Annotated in this window: 14 protein-coding genes and 1 riboswitch; of the genes, 7 read left to right on the forward strand and 7 right to left on the reverse strand. The window is 60.9% G+C overall.

What is annotated here, in order from left to right; translation table 11 throughout:
- Positions 1-13 precede the first annotated feature (13 nt).
- The gene (locus C3F38_RS24265) at positions 14-1,546 is read left to right on the forward strand and encodes an alkaline phosphatase (RefSeq protein ID WP_038879490.1); all 1,533 of its coding nucleotides are present in this window, start codon (positions 14-16) and stop codon (positions 1,544-1,546) included.
- Between the two features lie 53 nt (positions 1,547-1,599).
- Here C3F38_RS24265 and ribB read toward each other — a convergent pair whose 3' ends face one another.
- The gene (gene ribB / locus C3F38_RS24270; protein ID WP_033636071.1) at positions 1,600-2,253 is read right to left on the reverse strand and encodes a 3,4-dihydroxy-2-butanone-4-phosphate synthase; all 654 of its coding nucleotides are present in this window, start codon (positions 2,251-2,253) and stop codon (positions 1,600-1,602) included.
- A gap of 109 nt (positions 2,254-2,362) precedes the next feature.
- Positions 2,363-2,523: riboswitch (FMN riboswitch) on the reverse strand.
- Between the two features lie 145 nt (positions 2,524-2,668).
- On the opposite strand from ribB, the gene ubiK reads away from it, so the two are divergent.
- Positions 2,669-2,944 (forward strand): ubiquinone biosynthesis accessory factor UbiK, encoded by a 276-nt coding sequence (gene ubiK, locus C3F38_RS24275; RefSeq protein WP_038879493.1) that lies wholly within the window; start codon positions 2,669-2,671, stop codon positions 2,942-2,944.
- 51 nt (positions 2,945-2,995) lie between these two features.
- Here ubiK and hldE read toward each other — a convergent pair whose 3' ends face one another.
- The 3 genes from hldE to C3F38_RS24290 all read right to left on the reverse strand — a co-directional run bounded on the left by hldE (position 2,996) and on the right by C3F38_RS24290 (position 8,694).
- Positions 2,996-4,426 carry a bifunctional D-glycero-beta-D-manno-heptose-7-phosphate kinase/D-glycero-beta-D-manno-heptose 1-phosphate adenylyltransferase HldE gene (gene hldE / locus C3F38_RS24280; protein WP_038879497.1) on the reverse strand — a complete coding sequence of 477 codons (1,431 nt, stop codon included), beginning with the start codon at positions 4,424-4,426 and terminating at the stop codon, positions 2,996-2,998.
- A 77-nt stretch (positions 4,427-4,503) separates the two neighbouring features.
- A complete protein-coding gene (gene glnE, locus C3F38_RS24285) occupies positions 4,504-7,341 on the reverse strand; it encodes a bifunctional [glutamate--ammonia ligase]-adenylyl-L-tyrosine phosphorylase/[glutamate--ammonia-ligase] adenylyltransferase (RefSeq protein WP_055316200.1) in 2,838 nt (945 codons plus the stop codon).
- A 45-nt stretch (positions 7,342-7,386) separates the two neighbouring features.
- A complete protein-coding gene (locus C3F38_RS24290) occupies positions 7,387-8,694 on the reverse strand; it encodes an inorganic triphosphatase (RefSeq protein WP_048234941.1) in 1,308 nt (435 codons plus the stop codon).
- Between the two features lie 278 nt (positions 8,695-8,972).
- Here C3F38_RS24290 and C3F38_RS24295 point away from each other — a divergent pair, with 278 nt between their 5' ends.
- Both C3F38_RS24295 and C3F38_RS24300 read left to right on the forward strand, forming a co-directional pair.
- The gene (locus tag C3F38_RS24295) at positions 8,973-9,593 is read left to right on the forward strand and encodes a TIGR04211 family SH3 domain-containing protein (RefSeq protein WP_019453078.1); all 621 of its coding nucleotides are present in this window, start codon (positions 8,973-8,975) and stop codon (positions 9,591-9,593) included.
- 122 nt (positions 9,594-9,715) lie between these two features.
- Positions 9,716-10,960 carry a multifunctional CCA addition/repair protein gene (locus C3F38_RS24300; RefSeq protein WP_038879508.1) on the forward strand — a complete coding sequence of 415 codons (1,245 nt, stop codon included), beginning with the start codon at positions 9,716-9,718 and terminating at the stop codon, positions 10,958-10,960.
- Positions 10,961-10,999: 39 nt separating this feature from the next.
- Here C3F38_RS24300 and bacA read toward each other — a convergent pair whose 3' ends face one another.
- Positions 11,000-11,824: an undecaprenyl-diphosphate phosphatase gene (bacA, locus tag C3F38_RS24305; RefSeq protein ID WP_025160107.1), complete on the reverse strand. Its 825-nt coding sequence runs from the start codon at positions 11,822-11,824 to the stop codon at positions 11,000-11,002.
- A 132-nt stretch (positions 11,825-11,956) separates the two neighbouring features.
- Entirely contained in the window at positions 11,957-12,316 is a 360-nt protein-coding gene (folB, locus tag C3F38_RS24310) for a bifunctional dihydroneopterin aldolase/7,8-dihydroneopterin epimerase (protein ID WP_019453081.1), read from the reverse strand.
- Positions 12,317-12,423: 107 nt separating this feature from the next.
- On the opposite strand from folB, the gene plsY reads away from it, so the two are divergent.
- Positions 12,424-13,068 (forward strand): glycerol-3-phosphate 1-O-acyltransferase PlsY, encoded by a 645-nt coding sequence (gene plsY, locus C3F38_RS24315; RefSeq protein ID WP_047729813.1) that lies wholly within the window; start codon positions 12,424-12,426, stop codon positions 13,066-13,068.
- A 30-nt stretch (positions 13,069-13,098) separates the two neighbouring features.
- On the opposite strand, the gene tsaD is transcribed toward plsY, so the two are convergent.
- A complete protein-coding gene (gene tsaD, locus C3F38_RS24320) occupies positions 13,099-14,112 on the reverse strand; it encodes a tRNA (adenosine(37)-N6)-threonylcarbamoyltransferase complex transferase subunit TsaD (RefSeq protein ID WP_038879514.1) in 1,014 nt (337 codons plus the stop codon).
- 325 nt (positions 14,113-14,437) lie between these two features.
- Between tsaD and rpsU the strand changes: the two genes are divergently transcribed.
- Entirely contained in the window at positions 14,438-14,653 is a 216-nt protein-coding gene (gene rpsU / locus C3F38_RS24325) for a 30S ribosomal protein S21 (RefSeq protein ID WP_001144069.1), read from the forward strand.
- 136 nt (positions 14,654-14,789) lie between these two features.
- Positions 14,790-16,538 carry a DNA primase gene (dnaG, locus tag C3F38_RS24330; RefSeq protein ID WP_025304325.1) on the forward strand — a complete coding sequence of 583 codons (1,749 nt, stop codon included), beginning with the start codon at positions 14,790-14,792 and terminating at the stop codon, positions 16,536-16,538.
- Positions 16,539-16,670 lie beyond the last annotated feature (132 nt).

The raw sequence follows: 16,670 nt of genomic DNA on the forward strand, positions 1-16,670 counted from the left end.
CAAGGAGGAATTCATGTTCAGACTCACACTGGCAACCCGCCTGGCGCTTTCCATGTCCTTATTCGCCGGCTGTACGGCAACCGCCGGCGCAGCGGACAACGCACAGCTGACGCAGCGCGAAGACCCTTACTTCCTTCAGGCGCAAGCTCAGCTGCAACAGCGGCTGAAACAGACGCCAAACACCAACCGCGCCAAAAACGTCATTCTGGTGGTCGGCGACGGCATGGGGTTTTCCACCGTGACCGCCGCCCGCATTTTTGAGGGGCAGCAGCGCGGCGTGGACGGCGAATCCAACGTGCTGGCCTGGGAGGCCTTCCCCTATCTGGCGGCGGCCAAAACCTACTCCGCCGACGCCCAAATCACCGACTCCGCGCCCAGCGCAGTGGCGATGACTACCGGCGTCAAAACCATCAACGATCTGATGGGCCTCAACCACACGGCTGCCCTCAATAATTGCGAGGATCAGCAAACCAAGGCCGTCACCACGCTGTGGGAGATGGCCGCAACGCTCGGCATGTCCACCGGCGCCGTGACGACCGCGACCATCACCCACGCCACGCCGGGCGCCACCTATGCCCATATCGCCAACCGCGATTGGGAATCCGACGCCAAAATGCCGGCAGCGGCCCTGGCCGCAGGTTGCCGCGACATCGCGCGCCAACTGGTGGAAATGAAGTACGGCAACGGCCTCAACGTGGCAATGGGCGGCGGGCGCGCCAACTTCCTGCCCGACAGCGTGAGCGACCCGGAATACCCCGGCAAGACAGGCGCCAGAAAGGATGGCCGCGATCTGACGCAGGCCTGGCTACAACGCTATGGCGAGCGAGGACAATACGTATGGAATCAGGCGCAGTTCGACAAAATCGAGCCGGGTAAGGTCGACCACCTGTTGGCCCTGTTTGAGCCGTCACACATGAACTTCGAGCACGATCGGCGGCAAGACGCGGCGGGAGAACCTTCGCTGGCGGAAATGACCGGCAAGGCCATCGATATTCTGGCCAAGAACCCCGAAGGCTACCTGCTGTTGGTGGAGGGTGGACGCATCGATCACGGCAGCCACAACGGTAACGCCTACCGCACGCTGAGCGACGCGGTCGCCCTGAACGAGGCGGTGAAAACCATCGTCGACAGGGTCAATCTGGACGAAACCCTGGTAATCGTGACCGGCGATCACAGCCACACGCTCACCATCGCCGGCTATGCCAAACGGGGCAACCCCATCCTCGGCATTGCTGTGGGGGTCAACGGCAAACCGTTGCTGGGCAGCGACGACAAGCCTTACACCACTATCGGCTTCGCCAATGGCCCCGGCGGCACGATCCCGCTGGCCGAACGCCCGGCATTGACCATGGAGCAGGCCACCGCGCCCGACTTTATTCAGCCGGCGCTGGTGCCGCTGAAAAGCGAGACCCACGGCGGGGAAGATCTCGGCATCTACGCTATCGGCCCCTGGGCCCATCTGTTCCAGGGCACGGTAGAGGAGAACTACACCTTCCACGTGATGAATTACGCCAGCCGCATCGGCGAACGCCTGTCAAAACGGTAGCCACAAAAAAAGCCGCGTTACGCGGCTTTTTTATCGTTGAAAGCGGCCGGCTATCAGCTGGCTTTTTTCTCGTGTGCCTGGCGGTAGGCCACCAGATCTTCGATGGTCAGCACCACCATGTCGTGCTGTTTGGCGAAGGCGATCACTTCCGGCGCGTGCGCCATGCTGCCATCGTCGTTGGTCAGTTCACACAGCACGCCGGCAGGTTTGAAACCGGCCATGGAAACCAGATCGATGGTCGCTTCGGTGTGGCCGCGACGGCTCAGCACGCCACCCGGCTGCGCGCGCAGCGGGAATACGTGGCCCGGACGGTTCAGATCGCTCGGCTTGGCGCTGTCTGCCACCGCCGCACGGATGGTGGTCAGGCGATCGGAAGCGGAAACCCCGGTGGTCACGCCCTGCGCCGCTTCAATGGTCACGGTGAAGGCGGTCTGGAATTGGCTGGAGTTGTTGGTCACCATCATCGGCAGCTCAAGCTGCTGACGGCGTTCTTCGGTGATGCACAGGCACACGATACCGCTGCCGTGGCGAATGGTCAGCGCCATCTGCTCAACGGTCATGGTTTCCGCGGCGAAGATCATGTCACCTTCGTTTTCACGGTTTTCATCATCGAGCACCATTACACCGCGCCCGTTGCGCAGTGCGTCAATCGCGCGTTCAACGCGTTCTGTCGGCGTGCCGAAGTCTGAAAGTAGCGTCTGATTCATGGTAAAAAACCTCATTAAAAATTATGGATTACCAGAACCAGGGCGATCTTGAGGAGTAGCTAGCAATAGCTAAAAAAATAACGCAAGCGGGCGCAAGCCCGGCAGATACCGTTACTCTCTCCCATCCGGACTATAACCGTCGGCCCCGGAATTACACCGGATCTGCTGACCTCTAACCGGCCCTGACAGGCTGGCTGAGCGCTCGCGGGCTTTCACCGTAGAAGGTGATTTACCGCCGGTGGGGACTTTCACCCCGCCCTGAGAATAAGCAGGATGACTATAACGCTAATGGGTAGGCAGGGCAATTGGCAAAAGCACAATTCGGCCACGCACGGCGAATGCGCTTAATGGTTTATCCCGCGGGCAACTCGCATTACACTAAGCGGCAGCTATTAAACTCTGAAAGGGATACGCCATGATTGACCCGAAAAAAATCGAACAAATCGCACGCCAGGTTCATGAGTCCATGCCTAAAGGCGTTCGTGAATTCGGGGAAGACGTTGAGAAAAAAATCCGTCAGGTCCTGCAGTCGCAGCTGACCCGCCTGGATTTGGTTAACCGCGAAGAGTTCGACGTACAGACTCAGGTGCTGTTGCGCACCCGCGAGAAGCTGGCGCTGTTGGAACAGCGCATGGCCGAGCTGGAAAGCAAACTGAGCGCGACACCAGCCGCCAAACAGGAAGACGAATAATTCCCGCCAAGGGCGCGCACAGCGCGCCCTTGTTCTTTAGGTCGCCCGGCGTTAGCCGCGCCCGTTTTTGATCGCTTTGATGATGTTGGTGGTCGACAGCCCGTCTTCAAAGTTCAGCACTTTGACATCGCCGCCGTTGGCCCACACTTCCGCACTGCCGGCAATCTCTTCCGGTTTGTAATCACCGCCTTTTACCAGCAGATCCGGCAGAATGTCGGCGATCAAGCGCTGCGGCGTATCCTCTTCGAACGGCACTACCCAATCCACCGCTTCCAGCGCGCCCAGCACGATCATGCGGTTCTCCAGCGCGTTGACCGGGCGTGTTTCCCCTTTCAGGCGCTTGGTCGAGGCGTCGCTGTTCACCGCCACGATAAGGCGATCGCCCAGCTTGCGGGCGTTGGCCAGATAAGAGACGTGGCCGGCATGCAGAATGTCGAAGATGCCGTTGGTCATCACCACTTTCTCGCCGCGCTGACGCGCCTGCGCGACGGCGTGTTTCAACTGCGCTTCGGTCATCACGCCAAAACCGGTTTCGGCCCGGCCGCGCACCGCGTTTTCCAGCTCGATGGGCGACACGGTAGAGGTGCCAAGCTTGCCCACCACCACGCCGGCGGCGGCGTTGGCCAGGAAGCAGGACTCTTCCAGCGAGTTACCGGCGGCCAGCGAGGCGGCCAGCACGCCGATCACAGTGTCACCTGCGCCGGTCACATCGAACACTTCCTGCGCCTGGGTCGGTAAATGCAGCGGTTCAACGCCCGGCTGCAGCAGCGTCATGCCGTGTTCGGAACGGGTAACCAGCAGCGCTGACAGCTCAAAATCCGCCACCAGCTTCATGCCGCGTTCCACCAGTTCCGCCTCATCCTTGCAGTGGCCCACCACCGCTTCGAACTCGGACAGGTTTGGCGTCAGCAGCGTCGCGCCGCGATAGCGCTCGAAGTCAGAGCCTTTCGGATCGATCAGCACCGGCACCTTGGCGGCGCGCGCCAGTTGGATCATCCCCTGCACCTGGCTGAGCGCGCCCTTGGCGTAATCGGACAGCACCAGCGCGCCGATCTGCGGCAGCGCCTGCTGAATGCGCTCCAGCATCGGCTGCGGATCGACGTTGGAGAAGCCTTCTTCGAAATCGAGACGGATCAGCTGCTGGTTGCGCGACAGCACGCGCAGCTTGGTGATGGTCGGATGGGTCGGCACCGAGACGAAGTCGCAGCGCACGTTGACTTCATTCAGCTTGGCGCTCAGCGCCCGCGCCGCATCGTCGATGCCGGTCAGGCCCACCAGACGGGAAGTGGCCCCCAGCGAAGCAATGTTCATCGCCACGTTAGCCGCGCCGCCGGGACGCTCTTCGATGGTATCGACCTTGACCACCGGCACCGGGGCTTCCGGTGAAATGCGGCTGGTCGGCCCATACCAATAGCGATCCAACATGACGTCACCGACCACCAGCACACCGGCGCGGCGAAAATCAGGCAGCGTAACTTTCATCCGATAACTCCAAAAAAGTACAAAATTTTAGTGGCGCAGATATTACCACAGACCGCCGGAATACCCGCAAAAAGGTATTAATCCAGCCATTTGGCCCAGCTGGTGCGCACCTGCTCGCGCTCGGCGACGAACAGCCCGCTGCCGACCTTGCCGGAATGCTCCTGCAACGCCAGATGGTGGATCTCATCGCGCATGGTGACATAGGCCTGGGTCAGCGCGCGCGCCTCCTCTTCCGGCATGATGTCGTAATTGGCCATCAGCTCGAAGATGCGCACGTTGTCCGACCAACGCGTCAGCCGCGGTTCACCCGGCGCATAGCGTAAGACCAGATATTGGGCGATAAATTCGATGTCGGTAATGCCGCCCTCATCGGTTTTGATATCAAACAGATCGCGCTGCTTGTTGCCAAGATGGTTGCGCATCTTTTCGCGCATCTCGCGCACTTCGCGCTTCAGGATCTCCGCATCGCGCGTTTTGCACAGGATCTCGCGCCGGATCGCATCGAACTGCTGATGCAGCGCCGGGTCGCCATGCACGATGCGCGCGCGCACCAGGGCCTGATGTTCCCAGGTCCAGGCTTCGTTTTGCTGGTAATCGGCGAACGCCTCAACGGTGCTGACCAGCATCCCCGCAGCGCCGGAAGGCCGCAGGCGGGCGTCCACCTCATACAGAATGCCGGAGGAGGTGCGGGTGCTGAACAGATGCATCACCCGCTGCGCCAACCGCAGGTAGAACTGCCGGCCGTCGATGCAGCGATCGCCGTCGGTCATCACCTCCGGCGGGCAATCCAGCAGGAATACCAGATCGAGATCGGAACTGTAACCCAGCTCCCAGCCGCCCAGCTTGCCGTAGCCGATCACCGCAAAGCCGCGCCCGTCGCGCTCCTGCAGATGGGTCGGTTGGCCGTAGCGCGCCACCATGTCGCTCCAGGCCTGCTGCACCACCGCGTCGATGATCGCCTCCGCCAGATAAGTCAGGTGGTCGCTCACTTTCATCACCGGCAGCGCGCCGGCGATATCCGCCGCGGCGATGCGCAGCTGCTGCGCCTGCTTGAACTGGCGCAGCGCCTCCAGCTTTTGCTCTTCGTCGTCTTCCGGCACCCGCAGCAGGTACTGGCGCAGCTCGCTGCGGTAGGCGTCCAGCGCCACCGGCTGATACAGCGTGGCCGGATCCAGCAGTTCGTCCAGCAACAGCGGGTAGCGCGACAGCTGGTTGGCGACCATCGGCGACGCGGCGCACAGGCGGATCAGATGGCTGAGCGCCGCGTGATACTCCACCAACAGTTCGAGGTAGGTGGTACGGGTGACGATGCTGAGCAGCAGCTGCGCCAGCCGCACCAGCGCGGTCGGCGCGTCCTGGCGCGGGCATACCTCCGCCAGCAGGCGCGGCATCAGCTGATCGAGCACGTCGCGGCCGCGCGGGCCGATGGTGCGTTTGTCGACGTCGTGGCGGAAATCGGCGATGGTGCGCAGCATCTGTCGGCGCCCCTCTTCGTCCAGGTGCGGCGTCAGCGGCGCCAGCTCGTTTTCCTCCAGCGCGTCCTGCCACAGGCTGTGGTAGTGTTGGTAGTCGGGATCTTCACCGACATCCGGGCTATCGTCGCCGATCAGGTCATCGAACACCGCCCGCACCGCCTGCATGTGCACGTCCAGCGTCGCCATCAGCGCCGGCCAATCCGCCAGCCCCATGCCGTAGGCCAACCGCGCCTGATCGAGCGCATCCTGCGGCAGCGTCTGGGTTTGCTGATCGCCGATCGCCTGCAGCAGATTCTCCAGCCGCCGCAGGAACAGGTAAGCGGCGCTCAGCGCCCGCACCTGCTCGGCCTCCAGCAGCCCCAGTTCACCCACCGCCTGCAGCGTCGGCAGCAGCGAACGCCCCTGCAGCGCCGGCTCGCGGCCGCCGCGGATCAGCTGGAATACCTGGGTGATGAATTCGATTTCGCGAATGCCGCCGGCACCCAGCTTGATGTTGTCCTTCAGGCCGCGACGCCGCACTTCACGGGCGATCATGCCCTTCATGTTGCGCAGCGACTGGATGACGCTGAAATCGATATAGCGGCGGAACACGAATGGCCGCAGCGTTTTGCGCAGCTCCTGGCTGTAGGCGTCTTCCGTGCCGCCCATCAGGCGCGCCTTCACCATCGCATAACGTTCCCAGTCGCGCCCCTGCTCCTGATAGTAATCTTCCAGCGCCGCAAAGCTCATCACCAATGGGCCGCTGTCGCCGAACGGCCGCAGCCGCATGTCGACGCGATAGACGAAGCCGTCAATGGTCTGCTGATCCAGCGCCTTGATCAGCCGCTGGCCGAGGCGGGTGAAGAACTGGGCATTGTCCAACTCGCGCCGCCCGCCCTGGGTCTGGCCGTTTTCCGGGTAGGCGAAGATCAGATCGATATCCGACGAGAAATTCAGCTCGCCGCCGCCCAGCTTACCCATGCCGAGGATCAGCAGCGGCTGCGGTTCACCGGCGGCGTTGCACGGCGTGCCCCACTCACGGCAGCAGGTTTGGTACAGCCAGTCGCGCGCGCTGACGATCAGCGTTTCCGCCAATCCGCTCAGCTGCAGCAGCGTTTCTTCGGTCGAACACAGCCCCTGAGCCTGCGCCCAGGCAATGCGCACCAGCGTTTCACGGCGGAACAGACGCAGCGTGCGCATCAGCTGCGCCTCATCGCGCACCTCTTCCAGCTCGTCCTGCAACCAGGCGGCATAGTGTTGCCACTCGCCGGGCGCCGGCGGCTGTTCGCGCAGCGTCGCCAGCCAGGCCGACTGGGCAAGCAGCGCGTCGCTGACGAAGTCGCTCGACGCCAGCACCCACTGCTCCTGTTCGCTAAAGGCGCAGTCCGCGCCGTGAACTTCCTGAAAACGCTGCACAACCTGCTGTGCCTGAGCCTGCAACGCGGCTGAAAGTGGCGACATAGTGTATGACCCGTTCTGCGGCCCACGGCTGGCGGGCCGGCTGGATTAACGAAGCGCGCCGTTTAACCAGAATGGCGCATGCGATAAGGCCTGTTTGCGGCTGGCTTCATACCAGCCCTGGCGGCGCTCGCTCAGCGCTGCCTGCAGCTCGCGCCAGGCCTCGATATAAGGCCCGGTCTGCTCGTCGGGGTAGGCGCCCGACAGCAGGACCAGCGCCGAAATCTGACGCGTCAGGCGCGGCAATTGTTCCTGATATTCATCTTCGTTCAGCGTACGGCTGAAGGCTTCTTTCAGCTCCGCACCGCTGCGCCCCAGCATGATGTCGCTGAAGCGTTTGAAAGAACCGTCCAGCTTGGCCTGCGCTTTGGCATCGATAAACGGCCGCCAGGCGCCGCTCACCAGCCATGATGTGAGCGCCAACTTACATTGCAGATAGGCCGTGCTGTAGCACAGGGTATCTGGTTGCGCGGCTTTGTCCGCCAACAGCGGCTCGAGCTCGGTCAGGCGGGCGCGCAGATCGGCGCTGGCCTTGCGCGGCACCAAACCGCCGAAGATCACCAGCGCCTGGCGGATCGTTCCGACCGCCTCAATCACCGAAGCGCGCGCCTGCGCGTCACCGCGCAGCCACAGCTCTTCGTGGTACTGCCAGTGGCTCAGCGCCAGCTCGAAGGCGGCGATCATCCCCTGCTCCACGGTCGCCTTCGCCGCCGGCTTCAACACCCGTAGCGGGCGCACCTGGCGCGGCGGATTGCCCTGTGCCAGGTGATAACCGCGCGCCGCCTTGCTCAGGCTGCCCTGACGCAGCCCGCCGTGCGCCGCCAGCTCACCGGCCAACGCCAGCAGATCGGCAGTATTGCCGTTCAGCAGTTCCAGCTCTATCTCGCTCAGGGCTTCGCTGAGGTCACCGGCACGCACCTCGCCCTGGTCCAGACCAATCTCGATCTCGCTTTGGCCGTAAGTAACCACCCACTTCTCTCGCACGAAATCGGTACGGAACAGCGGCTGCAACGCCTGCTGCAGCGCCGCGATATCGCAATCCTGCGGCCAGATGTCGGCAGGGAACTGCGCCAACGCCAGCTGCGGTTCGGCGATAGCGACATTGTATTCCGGGCGCTGGTGCAGGCCGCCCACCACTTTACCGGCGGTTTTGATGGTCATCTCATAGCGATCGTCGAAACCGCGAATCCGCAGCCCCATGTCGTGACGGCGCAGGACGTTGTCGGCCGTTTCGAAGTAAATGTTGGTCAGCTTTTGCGGCGCGGAATGCTGATGCGGCCAGGCGGCGAGCCATTGTGGCAGAGCGGCCACCGCTTGCGGCGCGGCGATGAATTTCAGTTCAATTTCAACGGTCATAATTCTTTAACACCAATAAGTTACGCATTCGCGTCGGTTTCAGCGCGGCGCGTTCGGCCCGCCGTATGCTGCCCAATGACGCACAGTTGCCATTATCTTACCGCGATTCCCGGCGCCTTAACCCTGCTAACTGTAGAAAAAACCTGTTACGTTATAAAACGCTGCGCAACTCACAGAATCAGCCACAGTAAGATAGTTCTCATTCCGGTTTTGGCGTTGCGTCGTCAGACTGAACGCTCTACTATCGTTCCATAAATTCACCCAGAAACGATGAACTAATGCAGAAATTACGCCTGATTTGCCTTGCCGCGCTGAGCTTCAGCATCACTTGGGCCGCACATGCCGAAGATAAACGCTATATCTCCGATGAGTTAAGCACTTACGTCCATAGCGGCCCAGGTAATCAGTACCGTATTGTCGGCACTCTGAACGCCGGTGAAGAAGTCACCCTGCTGAGCGTCAACGACAGCACCAACTACGGCCAGATCCGCGATCCGAAAGGCCGCACCACCTGGATCCCGCTCGACCAGCTCAGCCAGACGCCAAGCCTGCGCACTCGCGTGCCCGAGCTGGAACAGCAGGTGAAAACCCTGACCGACAAGCTGGCCAACATCGACAACACCTGGAACCAGCGCACCTCGGAAATGCAGGAGAAAGTCGCGGGCAGCGACAGCACCATCAGCAGCCTGCAGAAGGAAAACCAGGATCTGAAAAACCAGCTGGTGGTCGCGCAGAAGAAGGTCAACGCCGTTAACCTGCAGCTCGACGACAAGCAGCGCACCATTATCCTGCAGTGGTTCATGTACGGCGGCGGCGTCGCCGGCGTCGGTTTGCTGCTGGGTCTGCTGTTGCCGCACCTGATCCCGCGCCGCAAGAACAATAACCGCTGGATGAACTGATCTCAGTATCGTTCAGTTTGAGTGTGGGCGCCTGCGGGCGCCCTTTTCATTGGTGCCGACATCCCGCGGCCAATTCATGTAATCTGATAGACAGAGCCTTACACGATATTCAGGAGTCAACAGTGCAGATTTATCTGGTCGGCGGCGCCGTTCGCGACAGCCTGCTCGACATTCCGGTGGTCGATCATGATTGGGTGGTGGTGGGCGCCACGCCGGCGGAGCTGCTGGCATTGGGCTATCAGCAGGTCGGCAAAGATTTCCCGGTGTTCCTCAACCCCGATTCTCATGAGGAGTACGCGCTGGCGCGCACCGAGCGCAAATCCGGCCAGGGGTACACCGGTTTTACCTGCTATGCCGCGCCGGACGTGACGCTGGAAGAAGATCTGCTGCGGCGCGATCTGACCATCAACGCCATCGCCCGCTCCGCCGAAGGGGAACTGATTGATCCTTACGGCGGCGTAGCCGATCTGCAAGCGCGCGTGCTGCGCCACGTTTCAGACGCGTTCGGCGAAGATCCGCTGCGCGTGCTGCGCGTGGCCCGCTTCGCTGCCCGCTTCGCCCACCTGGGTTTTCACATCGCCGACGAAACGCTCGCGCTGATGCGCCAAATGGCGCACGGCGGTGAACTGGCTGCGCTGACCGCCGAACGCGTCTGGAAGGAAACCGAAAAGGCGCTGCAAAGCCAGAGCCCGCAGGTCTATTTTCAGGTGTTGCGCGACTGCGATGCGCTGGCGGTGCTGTTCCCGGAAATCGACGCGCTGTTCGGCGTACCGGCCCCCGCCAAGTGGCACCCGGAGATCGACACCGGCGTGCACACGCTGATGGCGCTGGCGATTGCCGCCCGCCTCACGCCGGAGGTGGACGTGCGCTTCGCCACCCTGTGCCATGACCTCGGCAAAGGATTGACGCCGAAAGAATTCTGGCCGCATCACCACGGCCACGGCCCGGCGGGCGTGCGGCTGGTCGAAGCCCTGTGCCAGCGGCTGCGGGTGCCCAACCCGGTGCGCGATCTGAGCAAGCTGGTGGCCGAGTACCATGACCTGATCCACACCGTGGACAAGCTGCGCCCGGAAACCCTGCTGAAGCTGTTCGACGCCATCGACGTCTGGCGCAAGCCCCAAAGGCTGGAGCAAATGATCCTGACCAGCGAAGCGGACGCGCGCGGCCGCACCGGCTTTGAGGAGAACCCTTATCCGCAGGGCGACTATCTGCGCCAGGCGTATCAGGTGGCGAACGCGGTATCTATCAAAGAAGTGGTGGCCAGCGGGCTGCAGGGCACCGCGATCCGCGACGAGCTCAAACGCCGCCGCCAGCAGGCGCTGGCCGACTGGAAACTCAGCCAAACGATTATCAACGATCAGGCATAAAAAAACCCCGCAGAGCGGGGTTTTTTCTTGGCGTCGGGCTTACAGGAATACCATGTAAACCACGGCTGCCACGATAAAGCGGTAGATGGCGAACGGCACGAACGAGATGCGTTTGATCAGCGACAGGAAGGTCTTGATCGCAATCAGCGCCACCACGAAGGCCGTAATGAAACCGACGGCAAACATCGGCAGATCGCCCCAGGTCAGGAAGTGCAGGCTCTTGTACAGATCCAGGCCGCTGGCGCCAATCATCATCGGCACCGCCAGGATGAAGGAGAACTCGGACGCCGCATAGCGGTTCACGCCCACCAGCATGCCGCCGGCGATAGTGGAACCCGAACGGGAGAAGCCCGGCCACAGCGCCAGGCACTGGAAGCAGCCGATCATGAACGCCTGGCGGTAGGTGATGTCATCCAGCCCTTCCGCGCTCGGTTTCTTCGGCTTTAGCCATTCCGCCGCCAACAGCAGCAGGCCGCCGACCACCAACGCGTACATCACGTTTTTCGGCGCGAACAGCGACTTGATGAAATCATGGAAGGCCAGGCCCAGCACCACCGCCGGGATCATCGCCAACAGGATGTGCCCCAGCTTCAGCTGGCCGCTGGTTTTGCCCTCGTGCTCCACCGGCTTGCCGCCGAAATGGATGCCGATCAAGCCGAACAGCCGGCGCCAGAACATCACGACGACGGCCAGGATCGACCCCAGCTGGATAATGACTTCAAAGGTTTTGGCTTTGTCGCCGGTAAAGCCCAGCCACTCGCCGACGATGATCATATGCCCGGTGGAAGAAACCGGCAGAAATTCGGTTAATCCCTCAACAACCCCAAGAACAAACGCAATAAACAGTGAATGCATGTCTGCCATGTGCTTCGCTCACCCCATAAAATAACGGCTATCACATAAAAAAGCGGCAATGCTTAAAGACAGTGCCGCTAAAACAATTCTCAGGATTAAGACCAGCTTAACGGTCTTTCGTTGCAAGCAGATGACATAAAATCATGCGGGACGAGTGCCGCGCTCAATGATCACGCCGACCCGACTGGCATGTGCTACAGCGCCCGGTTTGCTGACCTTAATACGGACCCAGGGGGAATTGAAGCGCTGAAGCAAAATTTCGGATATTTCCTCTGCCACTCGCTCCACCAGCGCAAAACGGTTCGACTCCACGTGCTGGATCACGGCGTCGCTGACGTCGGCATAGCTCAGACAGTCAGTTACGTCGTCGCTGGCGGCGGCCGGCCGGTTATCCCAGCCCATTTCGATATCGAACACCAGCTTCTGACGAATGCCCTGTTCCCACTCATAAACGCCAATGGTGGTAATTACGGTAAGCTCTTCAATAAATACGATATCCATCACGTCATTCTCTGTTTTTGGCCTTGCCGGATACCACTTCCAGCGGAATGTGCGTATTATCCATAGATGTTGCGAGTAAAACGACCATTATTAAACGGAACCGCGTTATGAGTGCTACCGCGCTTGGCATGATTATCTTCGCGTATCTGTGCGGCTCGATTTCCAGCGCGATCCTGGTTTGCCGGATCGCCAGGCTGCCGGATCCGCGTGAACATGGCTCAGGAAATCCCGGGGCGACCAACGTCCTGCGCATCGGCGGCCGGCTGGCGGCAGCGGCGGTGCTGGTATTCGATATTCTGAAAGGGATGTTGCCGGTCTGGCTGGCCTACAAACTCGATGTGCCGCCGCTGTACCTCGGCCTGACGGCGATCGCCGCCTGCCTGGGGCACATCTATCCGGTGTTCTTCCACTTCCGCGGCGGTAAGGGCGTAGCGACGGCGTTTGGCGCCATCGCGCCTATCGGCTGGGATCTGACCGGCCTGATGACCGGCACCTGGCTGCTGACGGTGCTGCTCAGCGGCTACTCTTCGCTCGGCGCCATCGTCAGCGCGCTGATCGCCCCGTTCTACGTCTGGTGGTTCAAACCGCAGTTCACCTTCCCGGTGGCGATGCTCTCCTGCCTGATCCTGATGCGGCATCACGACAATATTCAGCGCCTGTGGCGCGGCCAGGAAGGTAAGATCTGGGGCAAGTTCCGCAAGAAGAAAAACCAGGCGGATGCGGATAACGGCGACCAGCCGAAAGACGAATAACAGAAGGGCCGGATTATCCGGCCCTTTGCTTTATACCGCAGGCAGTTCCGCCAGCGGCCAGCGCGGCCGCACCGAAACGCTCAGCTCCGGGTTGGCGCCGCTCTTCAGGCGCACCATGCCGGCATAGGCGATCATCGCGCCGTTGTCGGTGCAAAATTCCGGGCGGGCATAGAATACTTCCCCACCGCGCTTGTGCATCATCTCCGCCAGCTTGGCGCGCAACGTGCGGTTGGCGCTCACGCCGCCGGCCATCACCAGGCGTTTAAAACCGGTCTGCTCCAACGCGCGTTTGCACTTGATTGCCAGCGTATCCACCACCGCATCCTCGAAGGCGCGGGCGATGTCGGCACGCGTCTGATCGTCGTTGCCGTTGGAGCGAATGGTGTTGGCGGCGAAGGTTTTCAGCCCGGAGAAGCTGAAGTCCAGGCCCGGACGATCGGTCATCGGCCGCGGGAAGGTGAAACGCCCCTCCGTGCCCTGCTGCGCCATCTTCGACAGCATCGGCCCGCCGGGGTAATCCAGGCCGAGCAGCTTGGCGGTTTTGTCGAACGCTTCGCCGGCGGCATCATCGATCGATTCGCCCAGCAGTTCATACTCACCGATGCCGGTGACGCTAATCAGCTGAGTATGGCCGCCGGAGACCAGCAGCGCGACGAACGGGAACGCCGGCGGGTTGTCTTCCAGCATCGGCGCCAGCAGGTGGCCTTCCATATGGTGCACCGGCACCGCCGGCACGTTCCAGGCAAACGCCAGCGCGCGCCCCACGGTAGCACCGACCAGCAGCGCCCCCACCAGGCCCGGCCCGGCGGTGTAGGCCACGCCGTCGATGTCGGCCGGGGTCAGGTTGGCCTCTTTCAGCGCCGCCTGAATCAGCGGCACGGTTTTGCGCACGTGATCGCGGGAGGCCAGTTCCGGCACCACGCCGCCGTAGTCGGCGTGCAGCTTCACCTGGCTGTATAATTGGTTGGCCAACAAACCGGTTTGATCGTCATACACTGCAATTCCGGTTTCATCGCAGGACGTTTCTATACCCAGTACTCGCATTACATTTCCCATCATTCACGTGCGGCCGCCAGTCTACCACATTCCGCCGCATTTACCGCCGGTGCCGCGCATCTTGTCACCGGCTCGCACCTATGTCGATGATTCATCCAGAAAATGCCCGGGCGATTAAACACGAGCATTTTTTTCTGATTAGTCTATAATCAGCGCCCGGTGCAAAATTGCGCACGTTGCGGCAGAGCGACGCGGGTTTCAATTTGCGGTGATGCTTTACAAAGCAGCATCCATTGGAGTAAAATTCCGCACCATTTTGAAAAGGCTGGCGCTTGGCCAGCAACAAACCGAATTTTATTGAGGTGAGAGGCACATGCCGGTAATTAAAGTACGTGAAAACGAGCCATTTGACGTTGCTCTGCGTCGTTTCAAACGCTCTTGCGAAAAAGCGGGTGTTTTAGCTGAAGTTCGTCGTCGTGAGTTTTATGAAAAACCAACTACCGAACGTAAACGCGCTAAAGCTTCTGCTGTGAAACGTCACGCGAAGAAACTGGCTCGCGAAAACGCACGCCGCACTCGTCTGTATTAATTCTTCGGGGGCAACCCCACCGCGTGAATTTCTGATTTTCAAAATCGCGCAGACCGAGTAGTTGCATACGAAGGCCGTGCTTTCCGAAAGGAATGCGCGGCTTGTTCTCGTTTATAGGCTAATGAAGTAAGGGCTTATGGCTGGACGAATTCCGCGCGTATTTATCAATGACTTGCTGGCTCGCACCGACATCGTCGACCTGATCGACGCTCGCGTGAAGCTCAAGAAGCAAGGCAAGAACTACCACGCGTGCTGTCCGTTCCACCACGAAAAGACGCCTTCCTTTACCGTTAATGGCGAAAAGCAGTTTTATCACTGTTTTGGGTGTGGTGCGCACGGCAACGCCGTCGATTTTTTGATGAATTACGACCGACTCGAGTTTGTCGAAACCATCGAAGAGCTGGCGACCATGCACGGGCTGGAAGTGCCTTACGAAGCGGGCACCGGGCCAACCCAGATCGAACGCCATCAGCGCCAGAGCCTGTACCAACTGATGGAGCAGCTCAGCGCGTTCTATCAACAGTCACTGCAGCAGTCCTCCGGAGCGCCGGCGCGCAGCTATTTGCAGCAGCGCGGATTAAGTGACGACGTTATTCGCCATTTCGCCATCGGCTTCGCGCCGGCGGGATGGGACAACGCCCTGAAGCGTTTCGGCCGCGATGCCGACTCGCGCCGCGCATTGAACGATGCCGGCATGCTGGTGACTAACGATCAGGGGCGTTCGTACGACCGTTTCCGCGAACGGGTGATGTTCCCCATCCGCGACAAGCGTGGGCGCGTGATCGCCTTCGGCGGCCGCGTATTGGGTGACGGTATGCCGAAGTACCTGAACTCGCCGGAAACCGAAGTTTTCCATAAGGGCCGCCAGCTGTACGGTCTGTATGAAGCACAGCAGAATCACCCTACCCTCCAGCGGCTGCTGGTGGTGGAAGGGTATATGGACGTGGTGGCGTTGGCGCAATTCGGCATCGATTATGCCGTCGCCTCGCTCGGAACCTCGACGACGGCTGAACACATTCAGCTGCTGTTCCGCGCCACCGACAACGTCGTCTGCTGTTACGACGGCGACCGCGCCGGCCGCGAGGCGGCATGGCGGGCGCTGGAAACCGCGCTGCCGTACCTGAACGACGGGCGCCAGCTGCGGTTCATGTTTTTGCCCGACGGCGAAGATCCGGACACCCTGGTGCGCAAAGAAGGCAAAGAAGCCTTCGAACAGCGAATGGAGCAGGCGCAGCCGCTGTCCACGTTCCTGTTCGAAAGCCTGCTGCCGCAGGTGGATCTGAGCAGCCCGGACGGGCGCGCCAAGCTGAGCACGCTGGCGCTGCCGCTGATTACTCAGGTGCCGGGCGAAACGTTGCGCTTGTACCTGCGCCAGGAGCTCGGCAACAAGCTGGGGCTGCTGGACGACAGCCAGCTCGACAAGTTGATGCCCAAGCAGGCGGAAAATGCGAATCCTTATCAGGCGCCCCAGCTAAAACGTACAACCATGCGTATACTGATAGGGTTACTGGTGCAAAATCCGCAGTTGGCTACACTTATCCCTTCGCTTGAAGGGCTGGAGCAGACCAAACAGGCGGGATTGCCGCTGTTCGTCGAACTGGTGCAGACCTGTTTGGCGCAGCCGGGCCTGACAACCGGGCAATTGCTGGAGCTGTATCGCGACAACAAATTCAGCCAGCAGCTTGAAACCTTGGCGACATGGAACCATATGATCGTTGAGGACATGGTCGAACAGACCTTTTTGGATACGTTGGCCAGCCTGTACGACTCGGTGCTCGAGCAACGGCTGGAAACGCTGATCGCCCAGGCCAGAACGCGCGGCCTGAGCCCGGAGGAACGTGAAGAAGTCCGTTCTCTCAACCAGGTTTTAGCGAAGAAAAACTGAATACCAAACGGCTTAAGTGCCGATAATTGCGAGGGCAGAGCCCTGCACAGTGCCGCCATAGTGGGCCGCGGCGATAACGAAAACGCCCCAAATGCTATTGTTGGCGGTTTCGCCGACCGACACCAACCTAAA

Origin of the sequence: Serratia sp. SSNIH1 (genome assembly GCF_002935055.1) — a bacterium.
GTDB lineage: Bacteria > Pseudomonadota > Gammaproteobacteria > Enterobacterales > Enterobacteriaceae > Serratia > Serratia nevei.

What these genes read in the sequence shown, in the direction of transcription:
- folB (WP_019453081.1), bottom strand. Translation starts at nt 12,316, where the DNA reads ATGGATATCGTATTTATTGAAGAGCTTACCGTAATTACCACCATTGGC.
- dnaG (WP_025304325.1), top strand. Translation starts at nt 14,790, where the DNA reads ATGGCTGGACGAATTCCGCGCGTATTTATCAATGACTTGCTGGCTCGC.
- C3F38_RS24290 (WP_048234941.1), bottom strand. Translation starts at nt 8,694, where the DNA reads ATGACCGTTGAAATTGAACTGAAATTCATCGCCGCGCCGCAAGCGGTG.
- C3F38_RS24295 (WP_019453078.1), top strand. Translation starts at nt 8,973, where the DNA reads ATGCAGAAATTACGCCTGATTTGCCTTGCCGCGCTGAGCTTCAGCATC.
- ribB (WP_033636071.1), bottom strand. Translation starts at nt 2,253, where the DNA reads ATGAATCAGACGCTACTTTCAGACTTCGGCACGCCGACAGAACGCGTT.
- rpsU (WP_001144069.1), top strand. Translation starts at nt 14,438, where the DNA reads ATGCCGGTAATTAAAGTACGTGAAAACGAGCCATTTGACGTTGCTCTG.
- hldE (WP_038879497.1), bottom strand. Translation starts at nt 4,426, where the DNA reads ATGAAAGTTACGCTGCCTGATTTTCGCCGCGCCGGTGTGCTGGTGGTC.
- C3F38_RS24265 (WP_038879490.1), top strand. Translation starts at nt 14, where the DNA reads ATGTTCAGACTCACACTGGCAACCCGCCTGGCGCTTTCCATGTCCTTA.
- ubiK (WP_038879493.1), top strand. Translation starts at nt 2,669, where the DNA reads ATGATTGACCCGAAAAAAATCGAACAAATCGCACGCCAGGTTCATGAG.
- tsaD (WP_038879514.1), bottom strand. Translation starts at nt 14,112, where the DNA reads ATGCGAGTACTGGGTATAGAAACGTCCTGCGATGAAACCGGAATTGCA.
- plsY (WP_047729813.1), top strand. Translation starts at nt 12,424, where the DNA reads ATGAGTGCTACCGCGCTTGGCATGATTATCTTCGCGTATCTGTGCGGC.
- bacA (WP_025160107.1), bottom strand. Translation starts at nt 11,824, where the DNA reads ATGGCAGACATGCATTCACTGTTTATTGCGTTTGTTCTTGGGGTTGTT.
- glnE (WP_055316200.1), bottom strand. Translation starts at nt 7,341, where the DNA reads ATGTCGCCACTTTCAGCCGCGTTGCAGGCTCAGGCACAGCAGGTTGTG.